Raw genomic sequence first — 25,166 nt, 5'->3', positions numbered from 1 at the left:
ACGCAGGCGCGTCACCGTCCTCTGGACCATGATCCACACCCGCCGGGCCTTCGATCCAAGCCGAAAAGCTGCTTGACTTGCGCATTACTCAGCCGCTTCGGCGATGCTGGGGTTTATCGGCAGCCGGCAGACGACCCGCGTGCCAACGCCGATCTTGGAGGTGATCTCGACGTTGCCCTTGTGCAGTTCGACGAAGCTCTTGACGATGGAGAGGCCGAGACCCGGCCCGCGCCGGCGGGCACCGTTGGTGCGGCTTTCGAAGCGCTCGAACACCGCCTGGAGGTATTCGTCGGGGATTCCTCGGCCGTGGTCTTCGACGGTGAACGAGATCTCTTCGCCGGTGCGGCGGCATGAGAGAGACACGGAACCGCCGTCGTCGGAGAAGGCGATGGCGTTGGACAGGAGGTTGTAGAGCACCTGACGGATGCGCTTCTCGTCGGCGACGAACGAGCCGATATCCTCGGGAACGTCAAGCTTCAGGTCGATGTGCGCCTCGGCAATGCGATCGCGAAGACCGGTGGTGGCCGCTCCCACGGTCATCGGAATATCCACCGAGCCGAGCTCCAGCTCCATGATGCCGGCGTCGACGGTGGCGAGGTCGAGGATGTCGTTGATGATGGCCAGGAGCGCCGTCGACGAATCCATGATGTAGCCGGTGTATTCCCGCTGCTTGATGTTGAGCGGACCGGCATTGTCATCGGCGAGCAGCTGAGCGAAGCCGATAATGTTGGTGAGCGGTGAGCGCAGCTCGTAGGAAACGTGCTGGATGAAGGCGTTCTTCAGCTGGTCGGCTTCCTCGAGCGCCTCGTTCTTCTCCGTGAGGGCCCGCTCGACGTTCACCGAGTCGGTGACGTTGACGAAGGTGATCAGCGTTGCGCCGTCCGGCAGCGGAACGGTGGTGAAGTCGATGACGCCGCCGTCGCGGCGATCGAGCCGCCCGGTGAGACGATTGCGGCTGTCGGCGAGACCGGCGACGGCGAGGCGCACCTGGTCCCACGCCTCGCGATTGCCATGGGCGGCCATGCAATGACCGACAACGTCGTTGATATGCGGACGGCCGGCCAGCATCTCGTCGGAGAGCTTCCAGAGGCTGCCGAAGGCCGGATTGGACAGACGAAGGCGTCCGTCGGAACCGAACACCGCCACGCCTTCGGAGAGATGGTCGAGCGTCTCGCCCTGCACGCGCGTCAGCGCATTGTAGCGGCTCTTGAGCTCGATCTGCTCGGTGACGTTCTCGTAGACGTAGGTGACGCCGCCTTGCGGATGCGGATTGGCGATGACGCGCAGCGTCTGGCCCGTCGGCAGATGCCACCAGCTCTCACGAGCCTCCATCGCCTGATAGGCCGCAAGCTGCTCGCGCTTCCATGTGCGGAAATCGGCTTGCTCCGGCAGCTTGCGGGACACACGCAACTGGTCGAGCACGGCGGCGTCGTCCGGTCCGGATTCGAGGAAGGCGGTATCGAGATCGAACAGCGAGCGATAGGCGGCGTTATAGAACTTGAGCCGCTTGTCGGCGCCGAAGATGGCGACCGCGGTGGCCAGCTGGTCGAGCGTACGGGCGTGACTGTCGATGGTTCGGCGCAGTTCCACCTGCGCCTGTTCCAGCTCGGAGACGTCCGTGGCGATGCCTGCACTGCCGGAGGCCGTCTCGACGTCCACGACGTCGAACACCCGGCGCGCACCGCCCACCACGACCGACAGGCGCTTCTCGAACACCGGGGCGCCCTGGCGGCTGTCCGTGATGGCCTTGCGGGCAGCGGTATCGAGGAATTCGGCACCGACGGCCACCGCCTGAGTCGCGCTGGCGACTTCGACGGCGCGTGCATAGGCGGCATTGACCCAGACGAGCCGACCGGACTTGTCGCGCGTCCAGGCCGGCATCGGCACCTTGTCGATCAGCCCCTCGAAGGTCTCGACGAGCGTCCGCTGCCGTTCGAAGCGTTCGGCGAGTTCGGCGTACTGCTGTCGCTCGCGCGTGAGATTGCGGAAGCGGATGAAGCACCGCGAACCGTTGACCCGCCCGGCCGCCTCGATGTGAACGCCGGTGGTGGTGGTCAGCACGTCGAGGAAGGCCTCGCCATCGGTGCGCAAGGCCCGGGTGCGGGCCTCGAGAAGCTGGGCGGAGGCCGGCTCAAGCCATTGACCGAAGGCAAGGAAGCCGACCTGGCTGCGCGGCACGCCCGAAGCTTCCGGCAGTGAACCCATGACCTTCGGCGCCTCGTCCCGGGAACCCCAGATCACGGTGCGCTGGTCGTCGGCATTGAGCGCGGCTTCGGTGCGGTCGGCGGCGAGCTTCAGGTCGGCGTTCTCGCGCAGCAGGCGCTCGCGGTCCTCCTCGGCCATGCGACGCGCCCGGATCAGGGCGGCGGCCGATACCACGGCAATGCAGATGGCCGATATGAAAGCCGACAGGGCGGCCACCTGGAGCGGCTCGAAATAGATCGAGCCGTCGGTCCCGAACTTGATGGCCTGGGCGAGCGCCGGGCTCGCAGCCACAGGCGACAGGATGGTCGAGAGCAGGGCGATCTTCCCGACATGCCCCACAAACGGCAATCGTGTCCGGCCCAGCCCCGGCATGCATTTGTCCCCTTCTTGGCCGCATCCATGAAAAGGGCGGTAGCCTCTGAAGAGAGGTCCGCCCCGAACCGGCGCGTGCCCCACCGCCGATCCGAATCACCTCAAAATACCGCCTTTCAGGAGGGGCAAAAAGAGTCGTGGCCGGCCGACTTGGCGCGTCGGAGCGCATCAGTTCTTCCAGCCCAGCATGTTCCTGGAACGTTCCAGCATTCGGATGCTCCGGCGAAACGTCCGAGGGAGTCGACAACCATGGGCAGGGTGTCGCCAGAAGACTGACCGGACTCGCCTTATGCGGTTCGACCGGCATCTTTTTCTTAATGTCCCGTAAACATGGGCGGCTTCCCCCGGAAAAATCCGCATATGTTGAACAGCTGTGGATAAGGCTTTGCCGACAATGAAAAGCCCGCCCGATCCCCTCGGGGACCGGACGGGCTTCGGGAGCGGTCGACCGCGTTCTTAGTAGCGGTACATGGCCGATTTGAACGGACCGGTCGACTTGACGCCGATATAGTCGGCCTGCTCCGGCGTCAGCTTGGAGAGCTTGGCGCCGAGCTTGGCGAGATGCAGCTGGGCCACCTTCTCGTCGAGGTGCTTGGGCAGCACGTGCACCTTCTTCTCGTACTTATCGCCGCGGGTCCACAGTTCGATCTGGGCCAGCGTCTGGTTGGAGAAGGAGGCGCTCATCACGAAGCTCGGGTGTCCGGTGGCATTGCCGAGGTTGACGAGGCGGCCTTCGGACAGAAGGACGATCTTCTTGCCGTCCGGGAATTCGATCAGGTCGACCTGCGGCTTGACGTTCTTCCACTTGAAATTCCGGAGGCCGGCGACGTCGATCTCGTTGTCGAAATGGCCGATGTTGCAGACGATGGCCATGTTCTTGAGCTTGCGCATGTCGTCGACGGTGACGACGTGCAGGTTGCCGGTGCAGGTGACGATGATGTCGGCGCGGTGGATGTCATCCTCCAGCGTCACCACCTCGAAGCCGTCCATGGCGGCCTGCAGGGCGCAGATCGGATCGACTTCGGTGACCAGCACGCGGGCGCCGGCGCCGGCCAGCGACTGGGCCGAACCCTTGCCGACGTCGCCGTAGCCGCAGACGATGGCGACCTTGCCGGCCATCATCACGTCGGTACCGCGACGGATGGCGTCGACCAGGCTTTCACGGCAGCCGTACTTGTTGTCGAACTTCGACTTGGTGACGCTGTCGTTGACGTTGAAGGCCGGCCAGGGCAGCTCGCCGCGCGTTTCCATCTGGTAGAGGCGCATGACGCCCGTCGTCGTCTCTTCGGAGACGCCACGGATGTTCGCCTTGGCGCGCGAGTAGAAGGTCGGATCCTTGGCAAGGCGCGCCTTGATGGTCGCGAAGAGCTCTTCCTCCTCTTCGGACTTCGGGTCGGCGAGCACGGACGGATCGCTCTCGGCCTTGGAGCCGAGCGTTACCAGCAGCGTCGCGTCGCCGCCATCGTCGAGGATCATGTTGGCGGTCTCGCCATTGCCCCAGTCGAGGATGCGGTCGGTGTAGGTCCAGTAGTCCCTGAGGCTTTCACCCTTCACTGCGAACACCGGGATACCGGCAGCGGCGATGGCGGCGGCGGCATGATCCTGCGTCGAGAAGATGTTGCAGGACGCCCAACGGACGTCGGCGCCGAGCGCCTTGAGGGTTTCGATCAGCACGGCCGTCTGAATGGTCATGTGCAGCGAGCCGGCAATGCGGGCGCCTTTGAGCGGCTGGGCGGCGGCGTATTCGGCGCGGACCGACATCAGGCCGGGCATCTCGATCTCGGCCATGTCGAGTTCGGTGCGGCCCCAGTCGGCGAGCGAGATGTCCTTGACGATGTATTCCTTGGCGACCATCGGCGGATCTCCGGGTGTTGGGGTGAGAGTGTTCCGGTTGAAAGCAACGGGGCGGCATTCGGCCGCCGGTCAGCGCCTTATAGGAGAAGTCGGCCTTCGGTGCAATCATGATATAAAGAGATCCTTATATCATGATGAAAGTCCCGTGCTCACTTGAAAGCGGCGAGCGTAGACCCTGCAGCGCAGGAGGCAGAAGGCGGATGTAAAATCATGCACGAAAATCGGTCTCCCGCGCTTTGTCGCCTTTGGAGGGAACGGGCATGCTTTTCTCATTGCCGGACGAAGATCCGGCCGGTCGGAGAGGGCCCAAGCGGCCAGGAGGAAACGACATGAAAATCAAGGCGGTCGTTCTGGAGGGTGTCAACAATATCGCACTGCGGGAGATCGATGTTCCCGGCACGCTGACGCCGGCGGCCGACGAGGTTCGCGTCGCCATCAAGGCGGTGGGCATCTGCGGCAGCGACGTTCACTATCTGAAGCACGGGCGCATCGGCGACTTCATCGTCAACGAACCGATGGTGCTCGGTCATGAAGCCTCGGGCGTGGTGACGGCGGTGGGCGCCAAGGTGTCCCATCTCAAGGTCGGCGATCGCGTCTGCATGGAGCCCGGCATTCCCGACTTCGGCTCGCGCCAGACGCTGGAAGGCCACTACAACCTCGACCCGGCCGTGCGCTTCTGGGCGACGCCGCCGATCCACGGCTGCCTGACGCCGGAGGTGGTGCATCCGGCGGCGCTCACCTACAAGCTGCCCGACAGCGTGTCGTTCGCAGAGGGCGCCATGGTGGAGCCGCTGGCGATCGGTGTCTATGCCGCCGCCAAGGGCGCCATCCGTCCGGGCGATATCGCCGTGGTGGCCGGTGCCGGCACAATCGGCATGATGGTGGCCTTCGCCGCGCTGGCCTCCGGCTGCTCGGAGGTGATCGTCAGCGACGTCGCCAGGGCCAAGCTCGACATCATCGCCAAGGTGCCCGGCGTCGTGGCCGTCGACCTGACCCGCGAGAAGCTTGCCGACGTGGTCGCCAGGCGGACGGCCGGCAAGGGCGCCGACCTGTTCTTCGAGGCAAGCGGCGCTCCCAAGGCCTTCGACGACATGCTGGACGTGGTGACGCAGGGCGGCCGGGTGGTTCTGGTCGGCATGCCGCAGGACCGGGTTCCGCTCGACGTGGTGGCGCTGGAGGTCAAGGAGATCAGCCTGACGGGCATCTTCCGCTATGCCAACGTCTGGGATCGCACGCTGGCGCTGCTCGGCTCGGGCAAGATCGACCTGAAGCCGCTGATCTCGGCGAGCTATCCCTTCGACAAGTCGATCGAGGCCTTCGAACGCGCCGCCCAGCAGAACCCGTCCGACGTCAAGGTCCAGATCACCTTCTGAGGCACGGACAAAAGACCGAGGCCGGAGAAAACCGGCCTCGGCGTTAATGGCCAACTCTGCTAGTGTTGTCGGCTACGAACGGTCCCGTTATCCACCAAGGGAGGCGAAGGTGGGTCAGACAAAGCCCGTTTTGGAGGTGATCGAGGCTCCGCTGGAGCGCACGTTCAGGGTCTATTCGCACGACTATCCCTTCGCCTACTCCGGCTGGCATCACCATCCCGAGTACGAGTTGCACCTGATCCGTCGAAGCACCGGCCAGTTCTACGTCGGCACTTATGCTGGCGAGTTCGGCCCGGGCAACCTGGTCATGACCGGCCCCAATCTGCCGCACATGTGGGTGTCGGACGGTGCCGACCGCGGCGAGGACGGTTGCATCCGTGATCGCGACCTCGTATTGCAGATGGGGGCAGGTTTCGCCGAGCGCTGCATGGCCGAGTTTTCCGATTGCGCCGGTCTCTCGGCTCTCCTGGACGCGACGCGATCGGGCATCGAGTTCTCGCAAACCGCAGCCACCGAGGCGGCCGCTTTAATGGAGGCGCTGCTCGTCGCGGAGGGATTCGAGCGCATCGCCCTGTTTTTCGAACTGATGCGCGTTCTGGAACAGGACGGCGACCGCCGGTCGCTGTCGCTGAAAGGAATGGAACACCAGTGCGCTCAGCCCCGCCGGCTCGAGCGGATGCTTGCCTACATCGCCGCCAACTTCAATCGCCCCGGTCTCACCTGCCGTGAAGTGGCAGCAACCGAGGGCATGGCCCTTTCGGCCTTCTCGCGGCTGTTCGAGCGACATCTGCGCTGCTCCTGCGCCGAGTACATAAACCACCTCAGGATATACAAGGCCTGTCAGCTCCTGTCGGAGACCGAGGACATGGTGACCTCGATCGCCATGGATGTCGGTTACGAGACGCTGTCGACCTTCAATCGGAACTTCCAACGCCTGATCGGTCGTACGCCGTCGGCCTTCCGTGCCGAGCGGCGGGCCGGCCCACGTGGCAAGGCCCGCGCCGCCGCCTGACGGCTACAGCCGCCGCCCATCCTCGCCGAACAGGTGGATGGCAGCGAGGTCCGGCTTCAGGCCGATGCGATCTCCCGGCTTGAGGTCGACGCGTTCGCGCAGCACGGCGACCAGTGTCTGGCGTCCGCACTTGGCGAGCACCTGCGTTTCGGCGCCGGTCGGTTCGATGACGACCACCTCGGCGCGGAATCCGGTTTCGTCGAGCATCAGATGCTCGGGACGAATGCCATAGGTGACCGCACCGGCTTTGGCAGTCGCCGGCAGCGGAAGAAGCGCTCCGTCTTCCGTCACGAAGCCACCGTTTCCCGTTTTCCCCTTGAGAAGGTTCATGGCTGGCGAGCCGATGAATGTGGCGACGAACAGATTGTTCGGCCGATCGTAGAGCTCCAGCGGCCGGCCGACTTGCTCGACCACACCGCCTTTCATCACCACGATGCGGTCGGCCATGGTCATGGCCTCGATCTGGTCGTGCGTGACGTAGACGGTCGTGGTGCCGAGGCGCTGGTGCAGATCCTTGATCTCGGCACGCATCTGCACGCGCAGCTTGGCGTCGAGATTGGACAGCGGCTCGTCGAACAGGAAGACCTGCGGGCTGCGCACGATCGCCCGCCCCATGGCGACGCGTTGCCTCTGGCCGCCCGACAGTTGCTTGGGCAGCCGGTCGAGGTAGGGCTCGAGCGCCAGAATGGCCGCCGCTTCCCGGACGCGGGCGTCGATGGCGGACCGGCTTTCACCTTTCAGCTTCAGAGCGAAGCCCATGTTCTGCGCTACGGTCATGTGCGGGTAGAGCGCGTAGTTCTGGAACACCATGGCGATGTCCCGTTCCTTCGGCGGCACGTCGTTGACGAGGCGGTCGCCGATGCGGATGTCGCCGTCCGAGATTTCTTCGAGACCGGCGATCATCCGGAGCAGCGTCGACTTGCCGCAGCCGGACGGGCCGACCAGCGTCACGAACTCGCCGTCGGCAATGTCGATATCGATGCCGTGGATGACCTGGTGGTTGCCGTAGAACTTGGCGACGTTGTCGATGGAAACGCTGGCCATGATGTCCTCCCTGGGTCGTATCTAGAGGCCAAGCTGCCAGACGCGCGCGGCGGCGCGTCCTTGCGGGGCTTCAAGGCGAATGGCGGTGATGGGGGCGGGATCGGCGAGCCGCTTGGTACCCGCGTAGCGGCCGTCGTCGGCGAACACTTCGATCGATCCCCGGTCGAGGAAGACGTGGATCGAGCGGACCAGTGCATCGGCCGCAAGATAGCGCGGCGACGGCATGTCGCTGTTCTCACCCCCGTGGACGATGGCAAGACCACTTGTGTCGGCGGTGATCGCGAGTTTCAGCGTCGGGTGGGATAGCGCCAGTTCGAACGGGACGCCCGTCTCTTCGAACTCGATGAGGATCTCGGCGCCGCCGCTGTCGAGGGCTACCGGTTCGCCGGCAGCGAGGCGGTGGTCGTCAACGAGCGCTTGGCGCAAAGTGGTAGCTGCCTCGATCGGTGGCGTCAGCAACGCGCCGTTCCGGAACAAAAGCCGGCGCGGCAGCGTCATGGCCGTTGGCCAGTCGGTCGTCCTGACGATGTCCGTCCAGTTGGCGAGCCAGGCGATGCCGACCGGCCCGTCCCGGTCGACGAAGGCCTGAAAGCCGTAGGCATCGGTCCCGAAGTCGAGTTCCTGCCGAAACTCCGGCGTGAAGCTTCTGCCGTCGAAGCGTCCGACCATGCCGAAGGTGAGATTGCGCCGCCGCGTCGAGGGATCGCGACTCATCAGAAGGCCGACGATCAGCAGCCACCGGGTGTCGGGATCCGCAGCAGGACCATCGAGCGGAAGCATGGCGGGGCATTCGCCAATGGTGTGGCCGTATTCCCGTTCGCGATGAATGAGACCGACGAAGCGCCAGCCGGCGGTACCGGTCGGATCGTCCGTCTCGTGGAGCAGAACAACGCCGCCTTCGGCGTCGCGCCCGCCGAGGAGCATCTTGAGGCGCCCGTCCGGTCCCTGGAAGACGTAAGGGTCGCGGTTGTCGTCGCCGAGGCTCAATCCCTCCGGTCGACCCGCAAGCACGGTTTGCGGCGCGCCTGCCGTGAAACCGTCGAGGCAGCGGACCGCGCACTGGATCTCCATCTCCGGCTTTCGGGCGTCGATATGGTCGGTGAAAAACGCCCGGAAGCCGCTTTCTCCCGGAATGATCAAGGCGGAGCCCGAGAAGACGCCGCCGGCGCCGTTTGCCGCGAGTACCGCATCGCCCGGTTCGAGGAAGACAGGCAGGTGGCGCCAATGAATGAGGTCGTCGGAGACGGCGTGTCCCCAATGCATCGCGTGCCAGCGCAGACGATGCGGGTAGTGTTGGTAGAAGAGATGGGCGCGGCCCTCGAAGCGGCCGAAGCCGTTGGGGTCGTTCATCCAGCCGAAAGGCGGCCGGAAGTGGTAGCCGCCGGCGAACTCCGGCGGCGTCGGCGCCGGCCCGGCATGGAGCACGCGGATGCCGCTGTCGAGCACCGTGTCCGGATCATAGCTGTAGACGGCCGAAACAACGACCGTTTCCGGGTCGAAGCCGAGACTGTCGAGTGGCTTGGCGAGAACAATGCGGTGACGCTCGAAGGTGTCGGTTCGCCGGGCGATGACCTCGCCGTTGTCGGGTAATGCCACGACGGCGGGTTCCGGTCCCCGCGCCATCAGGAACAGTTCGACGGTCTCGCCGGCTGCCACCGAGGCAAAGGAGATCGTTTCCCGGCTCGGCTGGCCGGTCTCGGGAACGCTTTGAGACATGGTCAACCTTTCACTGCGGAACCGACGAAGGAGCTGATGAACCAGCGCTGGAAGGCGAGATAGAACACGAGGATCGGGATCATCATCATGACCGAGGCGGCCATGGCCCGGTCCCAGTAGATGCTGTCCTGGCCGAAGAAGGTGGCGATGGCGACCGAGATCGGCCGGGCATAGTCGGTCTGAGTGATGAGGATCGGCCAGAGATACTGGTTCCAGGTCTCGATGCCCATCAGGATGGAGACGGTGGCGAGCGCCGGCAGGCTGAGCGGCATGAAGATCGACCACCACGTACGGAAGATCGAGGCGCCGTCGATGGAGGCGGCTTCATAGAGCTCCTTCGGCAGCTGCGCGAAGAACTGATAGAACAGAAAAGTGTAGAGCGGGCTCGCCACGAACGGCAGGATCTGCGCGGTGAAGGTATCCGAAAGCCCGGCCCTCGACACGATGATCAAGAGCGGCATGATGATGCTTTCCTGCGGGATCACATAGAGCGCGATGATCACCGACAGGATCAGCGCCCGCCCCGGCAGGCTGCCCCAGGCCAGGATGAAGCCGGCCATCGAGTTGATCACGAGGCCGAGGCTCACCGTCGAACCCAGGATGAACAGCGAGTTGCCGAGGTAGCGGCCGAAGGCCAGTTCGCCGGCAAAGTTGCCGACCTCACGGAAGTTGTTGAAGGTGGGATTGTCCACCCAGAAGGCCCGGAACGAGCCCATATCGGCGAGGATCTGGAAGCGATCGTCCTTCAATGAGGCGATGAACAGCATGAACAGCGGCGAGATCACCACCAGCGCGATGACGAACACCGAGATCGACTGGACGATGCGATAGCCGTTCAAAGACGCTGCCGGCTTGCGGGAGGAAAGGGCGAGATCAGACATCGAAGCGCCTCATGAGCCTGCGCTGGATGAGCGCGATGACCAGGACGATCAGGAACAGGATCACCGACACCGCCGAGGCGTAGCCGAGCTTCTGCTCCTCGAAGCCGGCGCGCACCATGTAGTGGACGACGGTCTCGGTCGACGATCTCGGCCCACCCTGGGTGAGAATGGCCACCTGGGTGTAGAGCTTGAACGCCTGGATGGTGGTGATGACCAGCACGAAGACGTGGGTCGGCCTGAGCCCCGGCATCGTAACGTGCCAGAAGCGTCCCCAGCGACCGGCGCCGTCGATGCGCGCGGCGTCGTAGAGTTCGTCGGGAATGCCCTGCATGCCGGCGAGATAGATGATCATCTGGAAACCGTAGGCCTGCCAGGCCGACAGGAGGACGATCGAGAACATCGCCCAGTCCGGATCGCCCAGCCAGTCGATCGGTTCGACGTGGCCACCCGATAGCGTCACCACGATGTGGTTGAGCGGGCCAGTCGGATATTGGAACAGCGTGCCCCAGATGACGCAGACCACCACCATCGACGTGATGGCCGGCAGGAAGAACATGCCGCGGAACACGTTCCGGAACGGAATTTTCTGATTGAGGATCAGCGCCGTCACGAAGGCCAGACCGCATTGCACCGGCAACACCCACAGGGTGAAGCGGGTGACGTTCCAGAGCGACGTCCAGAACAGGTCGTCGTTGAGGATGCGCAGGAAGTTCTTGAGCCCGATGAAGCGCACCGGCGTCGGCCGGGGCACCAGCGGCTGGTTGGTCATGGCCGTCCAGAACGACAGCACGAAGGGCGTGATCAGGAAGACGGTCATCAGCACGATCGCCGGTGCCAGCATGCCGATTTCCTGAAGGAAACGCGGCCAGCCGACGCGGGCGATGATGGAACGGCGACGCCGCTTCGGAACGGTAGTGAGTGCGGACATGGACCCCTCGCCGGGCGATAGGTGGCAGGAGGGCGGCGCGCGCCCGAAGGGAGGGCGGGCGCGCGCCGGCAAGCCGTGCCGGGCATGCGCAGATCGGCGCCGCCCGGCGTTCCGATCGCAAACCCGCCGTCCCGGGGAACGTCAGGCTCGCGAGGCGGACATCAGTTGCCGTCGAACGGCGGATAACCGTCGTTGTCGGCGATGTCCTCGTCGATCTTCTCAGCGGCGGCCGTCAGCGCCTTCTGGGCGTCCTCGCCGTTGAAGATCTGGTCGACGGCTTGCATGAAAGCAGAGGTGATCGTCGGATAGGCCGGATGCGGCGGGCGCGGCACGGCCACTTTCGACGCCTGCTCGAAGGCGACGGCCATCGGACCACCCTCGGCATAGAGCGGCGACTGGGCGGCGAAGCTCTTGAGGCCGGGGTAGGCGCTCTGGCTTACGGCATAGTCGCGGTAGTCCTTGTCCTTCAGGAGGAAGCTCAGGAACTTGCCGGCGATGTCGGGGTGCTCGGACTGTGTGGTGATCGCCCAGATCCAGGTTCCGTCGGGGCTGGCGCTCTTGTCGCCGAACTTGGGTAGCGGCATGACCACCACGTCGTCCTTCAGCTTGGCGGCGGCCTCGGCGTAGAACCAGTGACCACCCCAGGCCAGCGCCGCCGGCTCTCCGTCGGCGTAGAACTGGTTGGTGCCGGACGACATCGGTACGACCCAGCCGTTCTTCACCCAGGTCTGCATCATCGTCAGCGCATCGACGCAAGGCTGGCTGTCGAGCGTGCCGGTGGCCGTCCAGGTCGTGCGGTCGATCAGGTCGCAGCCGAAAGAGTTGAGGATCGGCTGGTAGGCATAGGTCACCCACTCGGTCTTGATGCCATAGCCGCGGAAGGTGTCGATCGGCCACTTGATGCCGTCCACCTTGGCCAGCTTGGCGAGATAGTCCTCGAACTCGGCCCGCGTCCAGGCGTCGTCCACGGACGTCGGAATGCGGGCGCCGATCTGTTCGAGATACTTCCTGTTGCCATAGAGCACCACCGAGCTGTCGGTGAGGCCGATGGCGTAGAGATCCTTGTCGATCGGGTAGGTGCCCTGGGCGACGTTGGACTCCGTCATGTCGTCGAGGAGGTCCTGATCGATGTAGCTCTTGATCGGCTTGAGATAGCCCGACCAGACGTAATTGGCGAGGAATGGGGCATCGAGCTCCATGATATCCGGCAACTGCTTGGACATCACGGCCGACGAGAACTTCTCGTTGTAGGCGTCGTGCGGGGCATAGATCAGCTCGATATCGACGTCCGGGTTGGCGGCCTCGAAGCGTTCGGCGACCTTACCGTAGAGCGCCACCCAGCCGGGATCGCCCTGGTGCATCATGCGCACGACGGTCTTGGCGTCGGCGGCGGTTGCGACTGCCATCAGCGCGGTGGTGGCGGCAAGAACGCTAAGTAAACGATTACCCATTGTGAAAATCTCCTCCACTCTTTGGTTTTCTCGCCAGCTCAGATGGAAGCTCGTTCCACGAGCTGGAATGGGAGCAGTTTCAGCCCCCTCTCCGGCGGTTCGGCCGCCTGAAGTATCTCCGCCGCCATCCGGCCCATCGCTCTGTGCGGCAGCGCCATGGTGGTCAGCGGCGGGTCGAGACGCGTGGCGATATCGACCTGATTGTCGAACCCCGCCACGGCGACGTCGTCGGGAATGCCGGCGCCGACCTTTCGGAGCGCGGCATAGGTCTCCATGGCAACGCGATCGTTGCCACAGAGAATGGCATCGGGCCGGTCAGGACCGGTCATCAGATCGGTGACGTGCTGGACGACGAGGCTTCGTGCGCGATCGGCGTAAACGGCGCGCTTCACCGCCGGAAGCACGGCGACGGGTTCAAGTCCAGCCTCACTCAACGCAGCGCGAAAGCCGCGTTCGCGCAGTTCCCCGGCCAAGAGACCCGGCAGGTTTATGAAGGCGATCCTGCGCCGGCCGGCGTCGATCAGATGGTTGGTGATGATGTTGCCGGCGCCTTCCTCGTCGGGAACGAGCGAGGCCACGCGCCCCGATGCATCGCGACAGTTGATCATCACGCCGATGCGGTCCGCGACTTCAGGCGGCAGGACGACTTCCTTGTGGTACATCGCCGCGTAGCCGATGGCGCGCGGCCTGAAGCGACTGACGTCGTCATAGACCTTGATGATGTCGCGGTCGCCGCCGATGGTGGTGAAGAACACCGATAGGTCGGCCTTGCGGGCGGAATTGTCGAGTCCGCGGATGATCTCGGTGGCAAACGGTGAGGTGAGCAGTTCGTCGCCGATGATGGCGATCAGCGGCATCCACCCCTGGCGCATGCTGCGGGCGGCGAAGTTGGTGACGTAGCCGAGCTCGTCGGCGATCTTGCGGATCCGGTCGCGCGTTTCATCCGCCATGCGGGCCGAGCCGCCATGCAGCGCGCCGGAGACGGTCTTGACCGACACTCCGGCAATGCTTGCGATATCCTGCAGCGAAACGGCCACGAGCAACTCTCCTCCCAAGACGTTCCTTATATGCCGTCGACGATTTCCTCGTCCGTCTCCGACTTGCATCTTGAGTTATCGATTACCCAATGCCAGCCCACTCAGCCCTTGTCAAGAGATTAAGCATGTTCAGTTGTGCGCACTCGTCCTACGTTCTGCCAGAGCAAGGCCGCTCCGGACTGATGGGAAGGCAGGTGCGGCACGCTTGCCGTCTTCACGTGTACCAGTTCGCTGCCCTGCTCGGATCGAGGTCATAATCCTCGCGCGGTGTCGGGACGCGATGCCGGATAAGCTCGACGCTCAGGGCATCGAGTCCGATCACCTCCATCTTCGTCCCGCCCCAGTCGATCCCAATGTATGTTCTGCCGTCTTCGTCTGCGCTCGATCAGAGCGCCTTGCCATCGGCATCAAAGCGGTGGAGATGGCCGTCCTGCGGCGCCAACACGACATCGTCGCCTGCCGCCACCGGCATGTCGCCCACAGTACGGGCCGTGAGGCGGCTCGTATCAGCCATTTCGACATGGATGAACGTATCGCTGCCCAGATGCTCGGCTGAGACCACCCGCCCCCGCCAGCCATCGCCATCGCGGCTGACGACGAGATGCTCGGGGCGGACACCGATGGTGTCGGCGCCGGCCCTTTGGGCAAGATTGCCGGTGATGAAGTTCATCTGCGGCGAGCCAATGAACCCGGCGACGAACAGATTGGCCGGCGAGCGGTAAAGCTCGAGCGGCGCCCCCACCTGTTCGAGGCGGCCACTGTTCAGCACGGCGATCTTGTCGGCCATGGTCATGGCCTCGGTCTGGTCGTGGGTCACGTAGATGGTCGTCGTGCCTAGCCGTTGCTGCAGCTCGCGGATCTCGACGCGCATCTGCACGCGCAGCTTGGCGTCGAGGTTGGAAAGCGGCTCGTCGAACAGGAACACCTTGGGATCGCGAACGATGGCGCGCCCCATGGCGACGCGCTGGCGCTGGCCGCCCGACAGGGCCACCGGCTTGCGGCCGAGCTGACGCGTCAGGTCGAGAATGGTCGCCGCCTTGCCGACGCGCTTCTCGATTTCCGCCTTGGGCCGGCCGGACAGTTTCAGGGCGAAACCCATGTTGGCGGCCACGTTCATATGCGGATAGAGCGCGTAATTCTGGAACACCATGGCGATGTCCCGATCCTTCGGCGCGAGGTCGTTGACGACCTTGTCGTCAATGCGGATTTCGCCGCCGCGAGTGGTTTCGAGGCCGGCGATGCACCGCAACAGCGTGGACTTGCCGCAGCCCGACGGGCCGACGAGAGCGACAAACTCACCGTCGGCGATGTCGATCGTGATGTCGTGCAATACCTCGAGCGCCCCGTAGGCCTTGCGCAAATTTCTGATTTCGACAGTGGCCATGCGAACCTCCCAGACGCTGGCTTGACAACAAAGCAAAGTGATTTAATCTAATTGCTGTTGGTTTGGGAAGCCGTATTTTAGAGGAATGGCTTCCGCGCCTTCTGGGAGGAAAAGCCATGAAGAAATCTTTGATGGCGGCGCTTGCTGCCGCGACCGCGCTCGGCTGTCTGCCTGCAATCGCTGAGGATCTCATTACCAGCGACCGCGTCGGCCCTTCCGACGCCCCCAAAAAGATGGTGTTCCGTATGACGGGTGATGGCCCGTCGAGCACCGATCCAACCTGGGCGGCCGGCTACGCCAAGCTCTACACGGACTTCATCAACAACCACCCCGGCTGGCAGCTCGAGCTGCAGATGATGACCGGCGATATCAGTCAGGAGCAGGCGCGCATGCTGGAGCAGGCCAAGGCCGGCCATGCACCGGACTGCGCCGCCGTAGACAGCTTCGTGCTGCCGCTCTTCAAGGAGGCCGGCGTCCTGAAGTCGCTGTCGCCCTACTTCACCAAGGAAGAGATCGACCAGCTCTTCCCATTCGTGCGTGATGGCATCACCGGCAAGGACGGCCAGATCTATGCCTGGTGGTGGTCCACCGACCTCCGCGTGCTCTACCGCAACACGGAAATCGTGCCCAACGCGCCGGAAACCTGGGCCGACGCCAAGGCCGCCGCGCTCCAGTCGGTTGAAGCCGGCATGGAAGGCATCCTGTTCAATGGCAGCCGCTACGAGGGCACGACCTTCGATTGGCTCGGCAACTTCTGGGGTCAGGGCGGCAAGCTGGTTGATGATGCAGGCAAGCCGGTGTTCGCCGACGCCGACAATCGCGACAAGTTCGTGAAGGCTGTCAATTACTACCGCGACCTCGTTGAATCCGGCGCTGCCCCCAAGCGTGTCACCACCATCGGCAACTATGATGACCTCAACGCTGCCGCTTTGGCCGGAACGAGCGCATTGTTCGTCGGCGGCAACTGGCAGTATCGCCAGCTGCAGAATGCGATGGAGCCCGAAGAGTTCGCCAAGTGGAGCTTCTCGATGCTGCCGGGCATCACCGTCGACGAGCGGTCGACGGGCACCGGTGGCTGGACGGTTGCCGCCTTCTCGTCCGAGCCTGAAAAGGTCGAGATGTGCGCCGCGCTTGCTCGCGAGATCTACATGGGACCGGCCAATGCCCTGCAGGAGCAGCTGCCGACCCGCGCCGACCTCTACGACAAGTACGACGTCTTCAAGAGCGAGGCCAACCAGACCTTCGCCAAGGCGCTCAAGGTCGGACAGGCTCGCCCGGGCGTGCTGATCTATCCGGAAATCTCCAACCAGATCCAGATCATGATGGGCAAGGTGCTGACCGGCGCCGCGACCACTGACGCCGCCGTGGACGACGCCTTCAAGGCAACGCTCGACGCCTACGCCCGGCTCTGATGCCCCGCCGCCCGCCGTCCCTCCCGGCGGACGGCTTCCGGCCAGATGGCGGTTCCGATAAATGCCTCGGAGCCGCTACGCCGAGGGCGGCCGCCTGCCATGGCGGCCGCTTTCGCTTCGCCGACCCATTGCTACAGAGGTGCCCATGTCCGCACGCGCCGTGAGGCCGAAGCTGTCCTTCCTTGGAGTGGCGGGCCGACACAACCGCGTTCCATCCCCGTATCCCTGGCTGATGCCGGTGATCCTGGTTATGGGGCTGTTCTATCTCTATCCGGTGGTCGACGTTTTCCGTTACGCCTTCACCGACCTCACCCTTCTGGGCGGTGAGGGACATTACACGCTCTCGACCTTCGCCAACGTGCTGACGCGTCCCGAGCTGTTGCAGATCGTCTGGGTGACCTTCGTCTTCACCGCCGGTTCGGTGGTCGGTCAGCAGCTCATCGGCCTTGCCATGGCGCTGGTCGTCGTGCGAGCCGAGAAGCGGCATCTTTTCGGAACGACAATCCTTAGAACCACAGCCCTGATCGCCTGGGTCGTGCCCGGCATCGCCGGCGGCATCATCTGGAAGATGCTGTTCAACGAGGCTCCCTTCGGTGGTCTCAACTCGCTCTTGCGCCTGATGGGCATGGCGCCCGTGCAATGGCTTTCCGATCCCGACGTGGTCATGTGGTCGGTGGTGTTATCCAACGTCTGGCGTGGGACCGCCTTTTCCATGGTCGTGATGTATGCGGCTCTGAAGGCGATCGATCCGTCGCTCTACGAGGCGGCCGAGGTCGATGGCGCCAGTGCGCGGCAGAAGCTGTTCTTCGTGACGCTACCACAGCTCCGTCCGGCGATCCTGGTCAACATGATCCTGATCACCATCCAGACGCTCAACACCTTCGACGCCATCATTTCGCTGACCGGCGGCGGTCCGGGCCGAGCCACCGAGGTGCTGTCGCTCTACACCTTCAATGTGGTGTTCCGGAACTACGACCTCGCGGCCGGCAGCGTGCTGTCGATCCTGATGCTCGTCATCAGCCTTGGCTTGGCGCTCGTCTACGCTTCCTTCCTGCCGAAGGATGAAAAGGCATGAAACTCAGCACCCGCGACCGTCTCGGCGACTTCCTGAGCTATGTCTTCATGGCGGTGATGTTCGTCTTCTTCTCCTGGCCATTGATCTGGCTCCTCTCCATGGCGCTCCGCACCCGCAAGGAGGTGTTCCTGGGAGTCGCCCGGTTGATTCCCAAGTATCCGACCCTCGACAACTTCAGCGCGGTGCTGACCTCCAGCCAGTTCCCGGTCTACCTGTTCAACGCCCTGAAGCTGTCCTGTCTGTCCGCCGTTGGCTGCCTGATCATTGCCGCGCCGGCCGCCTATGCCTTCTCGCGGTTTGATTTCAAGGGCAAGGGCGCGTGGATGCTCGGTATCCTCGCCTTCCAGATGATCTCGCCGCTGGTCATCATGGTGCCGCTCTACCGCTACATGAGCCGGCTCGGTCTGATCGACAGCCACTTCGGCACCACCATGGTCTATATCGCCCTCGGCGTGCCCATGGTCACCTGGCTGCTCAAGGGCTACATGGACGGCATTCCGAAAAGCCTGGACGAGGCGGCCCTGATCGACGGCTGCAACCGTCTCTCGGTCTTCATCCGCATCATACTGCCTCTATCGACGCCGGGCGTGGCCTCGGCCTTCATCATCACGGTGATCGCCGGTTGGTCGCAGTTCCTGGTGCCCTTCCTGTTGATCACCAAGGACTCGCTCGTCCCGATCGGCGTCGGCATCTTTCAGTATGCCGGTACGCAAAACGCCAGCACCATTCAGGTGCTGGCCGCTGCCTGCCTTATCTCGGTCGTGCCGGCCATCATTGCCTTCCTTGCCCTGCAGCGGCTCATCCTGAGCGCCATGACGGCCGGAGCCGTCAAGGGCTAGCCGCACACGCTTCGATCCGTTTTCGGTTTGAATTGGATATCCCAAATGTCGCTTACTCTTGCTCAACGACTTGATCGCCTGAAAGTCCGCGTCGCCGAATTGGAGTCCTGGAAGGTTCGCTCGACGGCGCCGCTAGCCGCCATCGCCTTCGAGGGGGGCGCGATCGAAGTTGGCGCCCCTTGGCCCCGCAAGGATGGCCTCGTCCACTTCACGCTAGAAGGTCGCGTCCCTTCAGACTGGCCGCTCGATGACACCCGTCTGAGCCTGGACCTCGGCGGCGAGAGCCTGATCGCAGTCGCCTGCGATGGCGGAGAACCGGTGTCCTACGGTCTCGATCCCTACCACCAGAGCTTCCCGCTTTCGGGGCGCAGCTTCAAGGTGACGACGGAAACCGTCGCTCGTCTACCCTTCGGCGAACCGGTTCGGCGGCCGCATGTCAACCGCGCCGAACTTCGATTGTCAGAGCCGTCCGTCGAGGCGCTGTGGCTGTTGGTCACCCAAGTCATCGAGGCGGTGAGCGTGCTCGATGGCCATGACGTGGTGCCGCATCTGATCGCGGCCGCCGAGGACACCTTGCGCGGCCTCGACTGGCCGTCCTCGACGGCCGACTACATTGCCCGTACGGCCGGCAGCGAAAGCCAACAGAAGATCTGGCAGCTACCGGAGCTGATCGAAGCGCCGGCTGGTCTTAACCAAGCCGAGCAGGCGACCGTTGCCGCCGCCCATGATGAGCTGATCAAGCGGCTCGAAGCTCTGCAGCAGCGCTTCCCGCCGGAAGGCGAGATCGGCCTGACCGGTCACGCTCATATCGACCTTGCCTGGCTGTGGCCTTATGGCGAGACCCGCCGCAAGACCCGCCGCACCTTCTCGACGGCCATCTCGCTGATGGAGACGTCGAAGGATTTCCGCTTCAACCAGTCGACCGCTCACTACTATGCGCAGGTGGCCGAGGACGATCCGGCTCTGTTCGAGAAGATCGCCGCGCGGGTTCGCTCCGGCGAATGGGAAACGTTGGGCGGCAGCTGGGTCGAGCCGGACACCAACATGCCCACCGGCGAAAGTCTGACGCGCCAGTATCTCTACGGCCAGCGCTTCTTCGAGAAGACCTTCGGCATCCGTCACGACATCTGCTGGCAGCCCGATTGCTTCGGCTTCACCGGCGCCCTGCCGCAGCTTCTGAAGCAGGCCGGCATCCGCAGCTTCTTCACCATCAAGGTCAACTGGTCGGAAACCAACCATATCCCATCCGACCTGTTCTGGTGGGAGGGTCTCGACGGCAGCCGGGTGCTCGCTCACACCTTCGATAATCCCATGCAGGGCTACAACGGCTTCGTTCGCCCCGATTGTCATGTGCCGACCTGGCGGAACTTCCGCGAGAAGGCGCTGCACCCCGAGACGCTGCTTTGCGTCGGCTACGGCGACGGCGGTGGTGGTCCGACGCCGGAAATGGTGGCGCGCGAAGAGCAGCTGCGCGTCTTCCCGACATTGCCCAAGGCGCGCTGGACTCGCGTCAAGGACTTCTTCGATCGAGCCCATCGAACGGCCGTGGAGAAGAAGCTGTCGGTCTGGCAGGGCGAGATCTATCTCGAGCTCCATCGCGGCACGCTGACGAGCCAGAGCGTGGTCAAGCGCCTGCATCGCAAGGCCGAGCGGGCGCTGATCACCGCCGAGACGACCGCGTCGCTTGCCCATCTCCTCGGGGCGCCGAAGCCGGAAAGCCTTGAGCCGGCATGGCGCGTCGTGCTGAAGAACGAGTTCCACGACATCCTGCCGGGATCATCGATCCGCGAGGTCTATGAAGACGCCGCCGAGGAACTGGGCGAGGTAATCGATACCGGCCTCAGGGTGCAGGCTGCGGCCCTTGATGCCATCGCCGGAACGCTGCCCAAGGCGAAGGGCGAGCGCCTCCTGGTGGTCAACCCGTCGCTCGACGCCCGGCCGATCCGTCTGACGCTCGAAGACGGGACCTTCGTCTCGTCGGCAGACGTTCTGTCTCCGCTTGCCGTCGCCGTCGTCGATGCCGAGAGCCTCAAGCCTGACGGTTCGCTGTCGGTCAGCCGCTCGCACCTCGAAAACGACATTCTGCGCGTGACGCTGGCCGCCGACGGCTCCATCGTCTCGATCCAGCACAAGCCGACCGGCCGCGAAGCGCTCGACGGCTACGGCAACCGCCTCATGGCCTACCCGGTCGACAAGCCGCGTAACTGGGACGCATGGGACATCGAAGGCGACTATGCCGAGCGGGGTGAGGAAATCACCGATCTCGAAAGCCTGGAGGTGATCGAGAATGGACCGCATCGCGTCGCCGTCAAACTCGTCCGTCGCTTCCGGTCGTCGACCATCACCCAGGTTCTGAGCCTTGCCGCGGGTGCTCGTCGCCTCGACATCAGGACGACACTCGACTGGCACGACCGCCGCGTCTTCCTGAGGACGCTCACCGCCGTCAATGCCAAGAGCCGCAACGCCACCGCCGAATGCGCCTATGGCGTCGTCTCGCGCCCGACCCATACCAACACCTCCTGGGACGCTGCGATGTTCGAGGCCGCGGCGCATCGCTTCCTCGACCTTTCGGAGCCGGACTTCGGCGTTGCTCTCCTCAACGACGCCAAGTATGGGCACAGCGTTCGCGAGAACGTGCTCGGTCTCAGCCTTCTGCGCTCGCCCGTTTATCCCGACCCGATGGCCGACGAGGGAGAGCAGACCTTCACCTACGCGCTGATGCCGCATGCCGGCGCCTGGCATGACGGCGGCGTCCGCGAGGAAGCCGACGATCTCAACCAGCCATTGCTCGTCCGGTCGGTTCCCGATGTGGCGGCGGGCGTCTTCCAGCCGGTCGTGGCCGAGGGCATCCCGGCGGCGCTGTCGGTGCTCAAGCCGAGCGAGGAAGGCGACGGTCTGGTTCTGCGCGTCTGGGAGCCGGCGGGCCGCCGGGGCGATTTCGGTCTATCGCTCAAGGATGGCTGGAGCGTCGGGGAGCCGGTGACCATTCTCGAAGAGCCGATGGACGTGCCGGTGCGCGGCCTCAAGCCGTTCGAGGTGAAGAGCTGGCGCCTTTGCAAGGCATGAGGCCTCGGGCTAATCTCTTTCTGTCCGCCGGTCGTCCGGCGGGCGGGGAGGGAGTGCCGGTGAATTTTCTCGGGTCGAACGCCGAACAGGCCGCCGCGAAGAATCGCCAGCTTGTGCTGGCAACAATTCATCGCGGCGCGCCAATTTCGCGTACCGAGCTCGCCGAGCGTTGCGGTCTGACCAAGCAGGCCATCGCCCGCATCGTCGACCGTCTGGTCGATGAAGGCCTCGTCATGGAAGCGCGGCGCCGGCACGGCCTTCGCGGGCAGCCGGCCATCGAGCTGGAGATCGACCCGGAGGGCATGTTCTCGGTCGGCGCCAACATCGATCGCGACCATCTGACGGTGGTGGTGGTTGACGCCACCGGCACGGTGCGCGGCCGCGTCCATCACGAGAAAAGCTTCATTCTTCCCGACGAGTTCATGGCGCTGTTCTCCGACGCGCTCTCCACCTTCCGCCGCCGCAAGCTGGTGGACGAGGGGCGCCTCGCCGGTGTCGGGCTCGCCATTCCCGACTGGCTGGGCGAAATTGACGTGATCGGTCGCCCGGATGCCTATGCTGCATGGACCGAGTTCGATCTGCGCGGCGCCGTCGAGGCGGTGACACCCCATCCGGTGTTCATCGATAACGATGCCAACGCTGCCGCCCTCGGCGAGATCGACTATGGCCTCGGCACGGAAATCGGCTCCTTCTTCTACATCTTGGCCAATGCTTGCGTCGGCGGCGCCCTGGTGATCGACGGCGTCCGTCACAAGGGGGCGGGGGGCATCAACGGTGAGATCGGTTGCCTGCCGGTGCGCGAGGTCGACGAGAGCGGTGCAGGACGCATCCGGCAGCTTGGCGAGCTGTTCTCGATGTTCCTGCTCTACGATCATCTTCGTGCCCATGGCATCGTCGTCAACACCCCGACCGAGCTCGCCGCTTTGGACGGACGTGGCCGGGCGTTGGTGTCCGATTGGATCGGCCGCGCCGCCGGCTGGCTGGCCGAAGCGGTGTCGCACATTGCCTTGATCGCCGATCCCGAGGCGGTGCTGATTGGTGGGCGCATGCCGGTGCGCCTGATCGACGAACTGATCGTCCAGGCGCAGAAGGAGTGCCTGCGCGCCGGTTTGCCGCAGGTGACGCTGCACCGCGCCGTCTGTTCGGAAGACGCCGCGGCTCTCGGCGCAGCAGCCATGCCGCTCGCCCATCGGCTGGGCCTGCCATCGGCCGATGCCGGGCAGCTTGAGCGTGTGCCCCTCAGGACCGATCACACCCTTGCCGCGGCGCCCTCGGTTTGAGTGGGGGCCTCCCGGAGCCGTCTTGGATCCGGTAACAGAAACTCGACGATCGGCAGCAAAGCCGCGCCAACGGTGACGCCGGCCGCAGGCAACGATGATCGGCAAAGCGGTGGCATCCAGGATGTGGTTGTCGGTCGTCCGCCGATCGCCACCGGCGCGGCCAGGATTTCGGCGACGACCGCGTCGATCGCGTCGTCCGGCAGGTCGCCGCCGATGACGATGAGGCCGGGCACCACCACGCCGGAGATCGCCACCACCGCGTCGAGCAGATGGTCGGCTGCCTCGCGGGCCCAGTCGGCGATTGCCGCCGCACGGTCGTCGCCGGCGGCGATGGCAGCATCGAGCCGGTCCGGCGACAGTCCCTCGGCCAGCGGTGCGCGATCCTGGCCGGTGCGCATGGCGCCGATGCCGCCGGCAAAGCCGTGCATGCCATGGAAAGGCCGACCGCCGATCGACAACCCGGCCCGAACGCCCGAACGGGTGACGAGAATGCTGACGAAGCCGCCGTCCCGGTCACCGGCGCCGATCAAGCGTTCGGCCGTGGCGGCGGTGGCACTGTCGGCATTGGCCAGCACGGTCAACGGCGCGAAGGCGGATCGTACCTCTTCGAGGCCGACACCATCGTCCGGAGACAGGGCGACGCCAACCCCCAGAACTTCGGCTTCGGCCGGCTTTCGTTCGAGCAGCATTTTCCCGGTGGCGATCAGCTTGTCCGGTGAAATGTCGCACTGTTCGGCGATGACGCCACCGGCCGCATCGATGAGGACAGCCGTTGCTGCCCGTCGGGCGAGCCTCAGACCGAGCGACACACACCCCTCAGGCCGCATCATGAATTCGGTGACGGGATAGCGGCTCGCATCGGTCTGTCGTCGCGACGTGACGAGACCGCGCCCTTCCAGGCGCCGGAGTATGCCGGTGATGGCCGGTTCGGTCAGTCCGAGACGCTGGGAAAGCTCACGGCGCGTGAGAACGCCGAAGACGCGCAGGAGCTCGAGCACGATGCGGGAGTTGTGGTCGGCAATGTCGCCGTGGTTGATGCCCGGCCCATCCTTGATCGAAGACGGCGTCCGCCGAAGGCGCGTCGTCGTCGACCGAAGATTTCCCGTCATCGCCCCGTCCCTGCAATCGTTCTCCAGCCCGTCCGAAATGTTGCTTTCCGGGTGGAAGCCCTAGCGATACAACGATGCCGTCCGAAAGCAAAGTTCCGCCAAACCCTGACGGCGGCGTGTTGTGTGGCAAGTGCGTTCCTGTCGCGCCCCGAATGGAGATCGTTGTGTCCGTCATCGTCATTGGCTCGGTCAACGTGGACATCGTCACCTATGCCGACCGGGCGCCGCGCCCGGGCGAGTCGCTCACCGGCCATCGCTACTCCATGGTGCTCGGCGGCAAGGGGGCCAACCAGTCGGTGGCCGTTGCACGGCTGGGTGCGCCCGTGCGCTTCATCGGCCGCATTGGCGCCGACTCCTTCGGCGAGTTCATCCGCTCAAGGCTTGCCGGCCTCGGCGTCGATCCCACCTATCTGGCTATCGATGCGTCGTTGCCGACCGGCATTGCCGTCATCGGCGTCGATGGCCGGGGCGAGAATGCCATCACCGTCGTACCCGGCGCCAATACCGCCCTCGCAGTTGAACAGGTCGCGGCGGCTGCGCCGTTGTTCTCCGGCGTAAAGGTTCTGCTTGCCCAGCTCGAACATCCATTTTCGGCCACGCTGAAAGCCGTCGAACTGGCACGCCGGGCTGGCGCGCTCGCCATTCTCGATCCGGCGCCGGTTCCGACCTTCCCCTTCGAGGCCGACACCATCCGCATGTTCGACGCGCTGACCCCCAACGAGATCGAAACCGAAGCGCTGACCGGCATCGCGCCGGTCGATGTCGAGGCGGCGGCGGCCGCCGCCGGCCGGTTGAGGGAGACCGGGTTGCCGCTCGCCCTCGTCAAGATGGGCGCCCGCGGCGTCTACGTCGACAGCGCCAACTTCCGGGGGCACGTGCCACCCTTCGTGGTCAAGGCCATCGATACCGTGGCGGCCGGCGACTGCTTTGCGGCCGGACTGGCCGTGGCGCTGGCCGAGGGAATGGCGGTGGAAAGCGCCGTTCGCTTCGCGGCGGCGGCCGGCGCGCTCGCTTGCACCAAGGAAGGGTCTTCCGAGGCGGCGCCGACGCGGCAGGAGGTTGAGGCTCTCCTGGCAGAAAACAGCCGCGCGTCCTGAGGCGCGCGGCCATCGGCATCAATCCGAGGAA

The 25,166-nt window shown here is 64.6% G+C and carries 18 protein-coding genes; 8 read left to right on the top strand and 10 right to left on the bottom strand.

The window, feature by feature from the left end:
- Nucleotides 1-84: 84 nt before the first annotated feature.
- Together M4J39_RS22600 and ahcY are read right to left on the bottom strand one after the other, a co-directional pair.
- The gene (locus tag M4J39_RS22600) at nucleotides 85-2,577 is read right to left on the bottom strand and encodes a PAS-domain containing protein (protein ID WP_251730759.1); all 2,493 of its coding nucleotides are present in this window, start codon (nucleotides 2,575-2,577) and stop codon (nucleotides 85-87) included.
- 456 nt (nucleotides 2,578-3,033) lie between these two features.
- Nucleotides 3,034-4,431 carry an adenosylhomocysteinase gene (gene ahcY, locus M4J39_RS22595; RefSeq protein ID WP_251730758.1) on the bottom strand — a complete coding sequence of 466 codons (1,398 nt, stop codon included), beginning with the start codon at nucleotides 4,429-4,431 and terminating at the stop codon, nucleotides 3,034-3,036.
- Nucleotides 4,432-4,766: 335 nt separating this feature from the next.
- Between ahcY and M4J39_RS22590 the strand changes: the two genes are divergently transcribed.
- Nucleotides 4,767-5,804: an alcohol dehydrogenase catalytic domain-containing protein gene (locus tag M4J39_RS22590; RefSeq protein WP_251730765.1), complete on the top strand. Its 1,038-nt coding sequence runs from the start codon at nucleotides 4,767-4,769 to the stop codon at nucleotides 5,802-5,804.
- Between the two features lie 109 nt (nucleotides 5,805-5,913).
- Nucleotides 5,914-6,816, top strand: a complete 903-nt coding sequence (locus M4J39_RS23140; protein WP_251730757.1) for a helix-turn-helix domain-containing protein — start codon at nucleotides 5,914-5,916, stop codon at nucleotides 6,814-6,816.
- 3 nt (nucleotides 6,817-6,819) lie between these two features.
- Here M4J39_RS23140 and M4J39_RS22580 read toward each other — a convergent pair whose 3' ends face one another.
- The 7 genes from M4J39_RS22580 to M4J39_RS22550 form a co-directional block, all read right to left on the bottom strand.
- Entirely contained in the window at nucleotides 6,820-7,860 is a 1,041-nt protein-coding gene (locus M4J39_RS22580; RefSeq protein ID WP_251730756.1) for an ABC transporter ATP-binding protein, read from the bottom strand.
- A 21-nt stretch (nucleotides 7,861-7,881) separates the two neighbouring features.
- Nucleotides 7,882-9,576 carry a GH32 C-terminal domain-containing protein gene (locus M4J39_RS22575; RefSeq protein WP_251730755.1) on the bottom strand — a complete coding sequence of 565 codons (1,695 nt, stop codon included), beginning with the start codon at nucleotides 9,574-9,576 and terminating at the stop codon, nucleotides 7,882-7,884.
- A 2-nt stretch (nucleotides 9,577-9,578) separates the two neighbouring features.
- Nucleotides 9,579-10,457, bottom strand: coding sequence for a carbohydrate ABC transporter permease (locus M4J39_RS22570; protein ID WP_251730754.1), 879 nt, complete (start codon nucleotides 10,455-10,457; stop codon nucleotides 9,579-9,581).
- Nucleotides 10,450-11,385 (bottom strand): carbohydrate ABC transporter permease, encoded by a 936-nt coding sequence (locus M4J39_RS22565; RefSeq protein WP_251730753.1) that lies wholly within the window; start codon nucleotides 11,383-11,385, stop codon nucleotides 10,450-10,452. The genes M4J39_RS22570 and M4J39_RS22565 overlap by 8 nt, the downstream gene beginning before the upstream one ends.
- A gap of 161 nt (nucleotides 11,386-11,546) precedes the next feature.
- Nucleotides 11,547-12,836 (bottom strand): sugar ABC transporter substrate-binding protein, encoded by a 1,290-nt coding sequence (locus M4J39_RS22560; protein WP_251730752.1) that lies wholly within the window; start codon nucleotides 12,834-12,836, stop codon nucleotides 11,547-11,549.
- Between the two features lie 38 nt (nucleotides 12,837-12,874).
- Complete coding sequence (locus M4J39_RS22555) at nucleotides 12,875-13,873, bottom strand: substrate-binding domain-containing protein (RefSeq protein WP_251730751.1); 999 nt, start codon at nucleotides 13,871-13,873, stop codon at nucleotides 12,875-12,877.
- A 385-nt stretch (nucleotides 13,874-14,258) separates the two neighbouring features.
- On the bottom strand, nucleotides 14,259-15,257 hold the full coding sequence (locus tag M4J39_RS22550) for an ABC transporter ATP-binding protein (RefSeq protein WP_251730750.1): 999 nt from the start codon (nucleotides 15,255-15,257) through the stop codon (nucleotides 14,259-14,261).
- A 116-nt stretch (nucleotides 15,258-15,373) separates the two neighbouring features.
- Between M4J39_RS22550 and M4J39_RS22545 the strand changes: the two genes are divergently transcribed.
- The 5 genes from M4J39_RS22545 to M4J39_RS22525 all read left to right on the top strand — a co-directional run bounded on the left by M4J39_RS22545 (nucleotide 15,374) and on the right by M4J39_RS22525 (nucleotide 22,929).
- The gene (locus tag M4J39_RS22545; protein ID WP_251730749.1) at nucleotides 15,374-16,669 is read left to right on the top strand and encodes an extracellular solute-binding protein; all 1,296 of its coding nucleotides are present in this window, start codon (nucleotides 15,374-15,376) and stop codon (nucleotides 16,667-16,669) included.
- Nucleotides 16,670-16,901: 232 nt separating this feature from the next.
- Nucleotides 16,902-17,744 carry a carbohydrate ABC transporter permease gene (locus M4J39_RS22540; RefSeq protein WP_251730764.1) on the top strand — a complete coding sequence of 281 codons (843 nt, stop codon included), beginning with the start codon at nucleotides 16,902-16,904 and terminating at the stop codon, nucleotides 17,742-17,744.
- Nucleotides 17,741-18,583, top strand: a complete 843-nt coding sequence (locus M4J39_RS22535) for a carbohydrate ABC transporter permease (RefSeq protein ID WP_251730748.1) — start codon at nucleotides 17,741-17,743, stop codon at nucleotides 18,581-18,583. The genes M4J39_RS22540 and M4J39_RS22535 overlap by 4 nt, the downstream gene beginning before the upstream one ends.
- Before the next feature lie 45 nt (nucleotides 18,584-18,628).
- The gene (locus M4J39_RS22530; RefSeq protein ID WP_251730747.1) at nucleotides 18,629-21,649 is read left to right on the top strand and encodes a glycoside hydrolase family 38 C-terminal domain-containing protein; all 3,021 of its coding nucleotides are present in this window, start codon (nucleotides 18,629-18,631) and stop codon (nucleotides 21,647-21,649) included.
- On the top strand, nucleotides 21,646-22,929 hold the full coding sequence (locus tag M4J39_RS22525) for an ROK family protein (RefSeq protein WP_371875504.1): 1,284 nt from the start codon (nucleotides 21,646-21,648) through the stop codon (nucleotides 22,927-22,929). Before M4J39_RS22530 ends, M4J39_RS22525 begins: the two co-directional genes overlap by 4 nt.
- Here the strand turns inward: M4J39_RS22525 and M4J39_RS22520 are convergent.
- A complete protein-coding gene (locus M4J39_RS22520) occupies nucleotides 22,899-24,038 on the bottom strand; it encodes an ROK family transcriptional regulator (RefSeq protein ID WP_251730745.1) in 1,140 nt (379 codons plus the stop codon). The two genes, M4J39_RS22525 and M4J39_RS22520, sit on opposite strands and share 31 nt — an antisense overlap.
- 164 nt (nucleotides 24,039-24,202) lie before the next feature.
- Between M4J39_RS22520 and rbsK the strand changes: the two genes are divergently transcribed.
- Nucleotides 24,203-25,135 carry a ribokinase gene (rbsK, locus tag M4J39_RS22515; RefSeq protein WP_251730744.1) on the top strand — a complete coding sequence of 311 codons (933 nt, stop codon included), beginning with the start codon at nucleotides 24,203-24,205 and terminating at the stop codon, nucleotides 25,133-25,135.
- The last annotated feature ends 31 nt before the right edge of the window (nucleotides 25,136-25,166 follow it).

The organism is Pleomorphomonas sp. NRK KF1 (assembly GCF_023721755.1).
Lineage (GTDB): Bacteria > Pseudomonadota > Alphaproteobacteria > Rhizobiales > Pleomorphomonadaceae > Pleomorphomonas.
This window is presented reverse-complemented; position numbering and strand designations above follow the sequence as displayed.